Source organism: Actinoplanes sp. NPDC048791 (assembly GCF_040650095.1).
Lineage (GTDB): Bacteria > Actinomycetota > Actinomycetes > Mycobacteriales > Micromonosporaceae > Actinoplanes.
Genome location: NZ_JBEZGQ010000424.1, coordinates 1 through 6,870 on the forward strand (window position 1 = coordinate 1; position 6,870 = coordinate 6,870).

A 6,870-nucleotide genomic window follows, 5' to 3' on the forward strand; every position below is an offset into this window, starting at 1 on the left:
TGCTGATCGCCGATGTGGCGGGCCGGCCGGTGGCCGGTGCGGTGGTCGACGTCTGGCAGTCCAACGACGTCGGCTTCTACGACGTGCAGCTCCCCGAGCAGGCCGGGCCGGTGCTGCGGGCCCGGTTCACCAGCGACGACGCCGGCCGGGTGCGCTTCTGGTCGATCCTGCCGTCGGAGTACCCGATCCCGGACGACGGCCCGGTCGGGCAGATGCTCGCGGCGACCGGCCGTCACCAGTACCGCGCGCCGCACCTGCACTTCATGATCAGCGCGCCGGGCTATCGCCGCCTGGTCACCCAGCTGTTCGTGGCGGGCGGCGCCTACCTGGACTCCGACACCGTGTTCGGGGTCAAGGACGACCTGATCGTCGACTTCGCGCCCGGCTCCGGTCCTCCGCCGGACGGTCGCGCGGTCGAGGAATGGCACCAGGTGTCGTACACCTTCCGGATCGCCGAGGAGAAGCCGTGACAGACGTGGTCGAGACCGACGTGCTCATCGTCGGCAGCGGGCCCGCCGGCAGTGCGGCGGCGATGCTGCTGAGCACGTACGGCGTGCCGAACATCATGGTCACCAAGTACAGCCGGCTGGCCGACACACCCCGCGCGCACATCACCAACCAGCGCACGATGGAGGTGTTGCGCGACGCCGGCCTCGAGGAGCAGGTGGTCGCCCTGGCCACGCCGCAGCACCTGATGGGCCAGACGCCGTTCGTGTCCGCGCTCAACGGCGAGGAACTGGGCCGGCTGCACACCTGGTACACCCACCCGTCCCGGCAGGCCGACCACGACCTGGCCTCGCCCACGGCCATGTGCGACATGCCCCAGCACCTGATGGAGCCGGTGCTGGCCGGCGCCGCCACCGCCCGCGGCACCCACCTGCGCTACGACACCGAATACCTGTCGCTGACCCAGGACGACGACGGCGTCACCGCGACCGTGCGCGACCGGCTGCGCGGCGACGAGTACCGGATCCGCGCGAAGTACCTGATCGGCGCCGACGGCGGGCGCAGCAAGGTGGCCGAGGACATCGGCCTGCCGATGGTCGGCCGGATGGGCGTCGCCGGCAGCATCAACATCGTCTTCGAGGCCGACCTGACCCGCTACGTCGCGCACCGGCCCAGCACCCTCTACTGGGTGCTGCAGACCGGCGCCGACGTCGGCGGCATCGGCATGGGCCTGGTGCGCTGCGTCCGGCCGTGGCACGAGTGGCTGATCGTCTGGGGCTACGACATCGACGGCGAGCCGCCGGACCTCACCGACGCGTACGCCCGGCAGATCGCCCACCAGCTCATCGGCGACGACACCGTGCCGGTCACCATCAAGTCGTCGTCGGCCTGGACGGTCAACCACCTGTACGCCGAGCGTTACCACCAGGGCCGGGTGTTCTGCGCCGGCGACGCGGTGCACCGGCACCCGCCGTCGAACGGGCTGGGCTCCAACACCTCGATCCAGGACGCGTACAACCTGGCCTGGAAGCTGAAGTTGGTGCTGTCCGGGGCGGCCGGGCCGGGGCTGCTGGAGTCGTACAGCGCGGAGCGGGCGCCGGTCGGCGCGCAGATCGTGGAACGGGCCAACCGCAGCATCGGCGAGACCGGCCGCATCTTCCAGGCGCTGGGCCTGCTCTCGACCGAGGACCCGGACCAGATGCGGGCGAACATGGACGCCCGCAAGCTCCCCGGTGACGCCTCGGAGAAACAGCGCCAGCTGCTGCGCGAGGCGATCGCCTTCAAGGACTACGAGTTCAACACCCACGGCGTCGAGCTGGACCAGCGTTACCGCTCGGCGGCGGTCGTCGGTGACGGTACGCAGGCACCGGCCAACCCTCGCGACGAGGAACTGTTCCACCACCCGACGACCTGGCCCGGCGCCAAGGTGCCGCACGCCTGGCTGGGCCACGGCTCCGAGCGGATCTCCACCCTCGACGTGGGCGGCCACGGCCGGTTCACGCTGCTCACCGGCATCGGCGGCGAGCCGTGGGTCGCGGCGGCGGCCACGCTCGCCGGCACGCTGGGGGTCCCGCTGACCGCGGCGACGGTCGGCCCCGGGGCCGACTACGAGGACCTGTACGGCGACTGGGCCCGCCTGCGCGAAGTCGGCGACACCGGCTGCGTGCTGCTGCGCCCGGACAACTACGTCGCGTTCCGCAGCCCCGGCCTGCCCGGCGATCCGGCGGAGGTGCTCGGGGCGGCTCTGCGCCGGGTGCTGGCCCGTGACGAGGCCGTCCCCGGATCCTCAGCTCCGTAAATCGGACACCGCCGATCACCCGGAAGTGGCCCTCCGGACGCCTAGGGTGGAGAGGACCAGGCCTGAGGAGGGAACATGCGGATCAGTGACGTTCTTCGTGTCAAGGGCGGGCAAGTCGTGACGGTGTCTCCGGAGACGCGCGTCGACGCTCTGCTGACGGTGCTGGCCGAGCACCGGATCGGCGCCATCGTGGTGTCCGCCGACGGGTCCAGGGTCGACGGCATCGTCAGTGAGCGCGACATCGTGCGGGCCCTGGCCGTACGCGGTGCCGCGGTGCTGGCCGAGCCGGTCACCGCCATCCACACCGCCGAGGTGCACACGGTCGAGCCCGACGCCCCGCTCGAGGACGTGGAGCGCTTGATGACCGAGCGGCGGTTCCGGCACGTGCCGGTGGTCGTCGACGGCACCCTGCACGGCATCGTGAGCATCGGCGACGTGGTCAAGGAACGGATCGGGGAGCTGGAGACCGAGCGCTCCTCCCTCGCCGGCTACATCACCGGCGAACGCTTCTAGGTCGTGGTGGGGCACCGATCGCCACCGTGGGTGCTGTAGCTGAGCCGCCGCGCCTGCCGAACCCGGTAGGTGCGGTGCGCGCGTTCTGGGTCCGCCATCCGCGGGTGGTGGACTCGCTCGTCGCCCTCCTCTGCGTCCTGTGGAGTTTTGACAACGGCGCGGGACTCCGGATACCGCAACCGGTCGATCCGGCGTGGGGAGCCGTCAGCCTGATCGTGGCGGCCACGATGCTGGTTCGCCGTACGCGGCCGTGGTGGCCGGTGGCGGCGGTGGCTGCCGGTGGCGCCCTGATGACCGAGCACTTCATCGGTGTGGCGCTCGCCTGCGCGCTGTACGCACTCGCCGCGTACCGCTCCACGGGCCAGGCGGTGCTCGGCTCGGTGCTGGCAGTGGTCGCGGTGACCGCGCCGGCCGACCCGGCACAGTGGCGTGCGAAGGGAGTCCTCTACGCGGTCATCGCGGTGATCGCTGTATTCTCCGGCGCCAACGTCCGGATCCGGCGGCGGTACCTGCAGGCGCTGCTCGACCGTACGGTCCAGCTCGCACGGGAGCGGGAACGGGAGGGGCAGTTGGCGGCGGCGCGCGAGCGTACGAGGATCGCCCACGACCTGCACGACATCGTGGCCCACAGCCTGACCGTGATGGTTCGCCTGGCCGACGGCGCCGCCGCCGTGGGGGACACCGAGCCGGACCGCGCCCGTTCGGCCGCGGAGCGGATCGGCGGCATCGGCCGGGAGGCGATGACCGACATGCGCCGGCTGCTCGGGGTGCTCCGAGACGGCGGCGAGGCCGAGCCGGCGACACAGGACCTGGACACCCTGGTCGCGACCTTCCGCACTGCCGGGTTACCGGTGGAAGTTCGCCGGCAGGGCGCGGAGCCGACGTCCCCGAGCCTGCGCATCGCCGTGTTCCGCACCGTCCAGGAGTCCCTGACCAATGCGCTGCGCTACGCCCTTGACGCGCGGCGGGTGCTCGTCGACGTGGACTACCGGGCCGACCCCATCGTCGTCGACGTCGTCGACGACGGGCGCGGCACCGGACCGGCACCGTCGGTGGGCACCCGGCAGGGACTGGTCGCGCTGAAGGAGAGACTCGCGCTCTACGGCGGTACGGTCGAGGCCGGTCCGCGGCCGGGGCACGGCTGGGCCGTCCGCGTGACCCTGCCACTCGTCGAGTGAGGGAACCGATGGCTGAGACGACCGTGCTGCTCGTGGACGACCAGGCGCTGGTGCGCGAAGGCATGGCGATGGTGCTGGGCCGGGAACCCGGCCTGAGGATCGTGGGGGAGGCCGACGACGGTCGCGCGGGTGTCCAGCTCGCCCGCCTGCACGGGCCGGACGTGGTGCTGATGGACGTGCGGATGCCGGTGCTCGACGGCATCGAGGCGACCCGGGAGATCGTGGCGCACTGCCCGCGGACCCGGGTGCTCATCCTGACGACGTTCGACCTCGACGAGTACGCGTTCAACGGCCTGCGCGCCGGCGCGAGCGGGTTCCTGCTCAAGGATGCGCGTTCAGCCGACCTGGTTGCGGCGGTCCACACGGTGGCGGCCGGTGAGGCGGTGGTCTCGCCCCGGATCACCCGTACGCTGCTGGACCACTACCGGGCAGGACCGGCCACCCCGCCGGAACGCGAACGCCTGCTGGAGGAGTTGACCAGCCGGGAACGCGAGGTCCTCGTGGCCATCGCCCGCGGCCGGTCGAACACCGAGATCGCCGCCGAGCTGTTCCTCTCCGAGTCGACGGTGAAGACCCACGTCGGCCGGGTCCTGGCCAAGCTCGGCGCCCGCGACCGGGTGCACGCCGTCATCTGGGCACACCGCCACGGCCTGGTCTGAGTGGTACCGCAGTACCACTGCCGGAAGGCACCGCGGGTGGATGGGGGCGCCCTTCCTTCTCCGTAGCGTCAGATGCATGATCGAAGTGACGAGAACCTGGTTCTTGGCTGTCGCAGCGGTCGTCACCGCCGTCCTGTTCTTCTTCGTCGCCTTGCTCGTCACCGCTCAGACGACCGGGAACGCGTGGCTGTCCTACGCCGTTGCCACACTCGTCGCGGTCATGTGTGCGACGGGTCTGGCCCGGTTGTCGGTGCCGCTGCGAGGCAGCCGCAGCAGGCTGACCGTGAACGTCTGCCTGGCGGTTTCGCTCCTGCTGGCAGCCGGGCTGTCCTGGGCCTGGTTCGGAGCGCCGGCCACCTTCACGCCGCTGCCCGGCTCGCCGGCCGAGCAGTACTGGGACCTGCCGACCGGCTCCCGGATCGCCTACGTCCGCACCGCCGGCACAGTGACGCACGCCGAACCGGTGCTCCTCGTCCACGGTGGCCCCGGGGCCCCGGCCAGCAACAGTGACGGGTTCGCCCAGCGCCTCGCTGCTGCCGGATTCGCCGTCTACAACTACCAGCAGGCTGGTGCCGGCCGGTCCAGCCGGCTCGATCCGAGCGATTACACCGTCGCCCGGCACGTCGCCGACCTCGACGCCATCCGGCAGCAGCTGGGAGCCCCGAAGACGGTGCTGATCGGCTCGTCGTGGGGTGGACAGCTCATCGCGCACTACCTTGCCGTGCACCCGGACAACGTCGCGAAGGTGGTCGTCGCGAGTCCCGGAGCCATGTCGAGCGACTCCTTCAGCGACGGCAGCCTGACACCGGACGGCAAGAGCGACCAGAGCCGTCAGCTCGCGGCGCACACCCGCTTCGCGGCGACCTTCTTTCTGGGCCAGGTGGGTGGACTGCCGGCGGCCAGGACCTTGATGTCCGACCACACGGCCGACGGGCTCTATCAGCAGTTCGTCCGCAGCCTGACCATGAGCTCCGGCTGTCCTGACGCCGCCGCGGTCGAACGGCCCGTCGACGCCACCGCCGGGTACGGCCTCTGGGTCAACATCGCCACCTCGGCCTCGGCGTCGAAGGCGGCCGACCCCCGGCCGGCGTTGCGCCGCAATCCCACCCCCGTGCTGGTGCTGCGGGCCGAGTGCGACTACCTCCGCTGGGAGGTGACCCGCGAATACCGTGACACGTTCCCGCGAGCGACGATGCTGACCATCAACGGCGCCGGACATTCCGTTCTCGCCGACAGGCCGGCCGAAACCGGCACGGCCGCTGTTGCCTTCCTGACCGGAGGAGCCCTGCCGGCCGAGCCGTACACCGCTGCCGAGGCGCCCTGGCGACGGTGAGATGGCACGATGCGGCGGTGACGCTCAAGGTTGCCACCACCCAGCCCGCCGGGACCGCCGACGCCCGCGAGAACGGCCGCATCGTCCGTGAGCTGATGCGTCAGGCCGCGGCGGCCGACGTCCGGCTGATCCACCTGCCCGAGGGGTTCCTGTCCGGATACGCCAAGGAGCAGATCGCCGACTGGGCCGACGTCGACTGGGACGCCGTCCGCGCCGAGCTGCGTTCGACAGCTGACCTGGCCCGCGAACTCGGGATGTGGGTGGTGCTGGGGTCGGCGCACCCGCTGACCCCGCCGAACCGCCCGCACAACAGCCTCTATGTGATCTCGGATCAGGGCCGGGTCGTCACCCGCTACGACAAGCGGTTCTGCTCGAACACCGAGATCACCCGGTTCTACAGCCCCGGCTTCGAGCCGGTCGTGTTCGACGTCGACGGGTACCGGTTCGGCCTGGCCATCTGCATCGAGGTCAACTTCCCGCAGCTGTTCGCCGAGTACGACCGCCTCGGCGTGGACTGTCTGCTGCTGTCCGCCTGGCCCGTCGACGAGATCTTCTTCCGCAAGGCGCAGGCGCACGCCGCGATCAACAACTACTGGCTCAGCCTGTCGGTACCCGCGCAGAGCGCCGGGTTGATGCCCTCGGCGATCATCGGCCCCGACGGGAGCGAACTGACCGCGGTCGCCGCGCCGGAGCAGCCGGCCGTCGCTGTCCTTGATCGCGATGCGCCGGAGTTTCACATCGCCTTGGACCTCGCCCGCCCGTGGCGGGCCGCCGCCAACCAGGGCGACATCTACCGCAGCCGCCGGGTCGAGGATCCGCGCAGCACCGACCGGACGCTCAGCTGAGCAGAGCGGCCCGGGGACGCGTACGTCCCCGGACCGCCACGTCTCACACCGCGTTCAGTGGCTCCGCGGGCGCCATCCGCCGGGTCACGACGTGGAC

At 71.3% G+C, this 6,870-nt stretch carries 6 protein-coding genes and 1 pseudogene; all 7 read left to right on the forward strand.

Annotated features, from left to right (window positions below; all coding sequences use genetic code 11):
• Positions 1 to 470: pseudogene (locus tag AB0C29_RS26670) on the forward strand (alcohol dehydrogenase); the annotation flags it as partial.
• Positions 467 to 2,245, forward strand: a complete 1,779-nt coding sequence (locus AB0C29_RS26675; protein ID WP_360825371.1) for an FAD-dependent monooxygenase — start codon at positions 467 to 469, stop codon at positions 2,243 to 2,245. The pseudogene AB0C29_RS26670 and the gene AB0C29_RS26675, both read left to right, overlap by 4 nt.
• Before the next feature lie 75 nt (positions 2,246 to 2,320).
• Positions 2,321 to 2,758, forward strand: coding sequence for a CBS domain-containing protein (locus AB0C29_RS26680; protein ID WP_360825374.1), 438 nt, complete (start codon positions 2,321 to 2,323; stop codon positions 2,756 to 2,758).
• Positions 2,759 to 2,832: 74 nt separating this feature from the next.
• The gene (locus AB0C29_RS26685; RefSeq protein WP_360825377.1) at positions 2,833 to 3,936 is read left to right on the forward strand and encodes a histidine kinase; all 1,104 of its coding nucleotides are present in this window, start codon (positions 2,833 to 2,835) and stop codon (positions 3,934 to 3,936) included.
• 8 nt (positions 3,937 to 3,944) lie between these two features.
• Positions 3,945 to 4,595 carry a response regulator transcription factor gene (locus tag AB0C29_RS26690; RefSeq protein WP_360825380.1) on the forward strand — a complete coding sequence of 217 codons (651 nt, stop codon included), beginning with the start codon at positions 3,945 to 3,947 and terminating at the stop codon, positions 4,593 to 4,595.
• Between the two features lie 76 nt (positions 4,596 to 4,671).
• The gene (locus AB0C29_RS26695) at positions 4,672 to 5,928 is read left to right on the forward strand and encodes an alpha/beta hydrolase (protein ID WP_360825383.1); all 1,257 of its coding nucleotides are present in this window, start codon (positions 4,672 to 4,674) and stop codon (positions 5,926 to 5,928) included.
• Positions 5,929 to 5,945: 17 nt separating this feature from the next.
• Positions 5,946 to 6,773, forward strand: a complete 828-nt coding sequence (locus AB0C29_RS26700; RefSeq protein WP_360825386.1) for a carbon-nitrogen hydrolase family protein — start codon at positions 5,946 to 5,948, stop codon at positions 6,771 to 6,773.
• Positions 6,774 to 6,870: the final 97 nt, after the last annotated feature.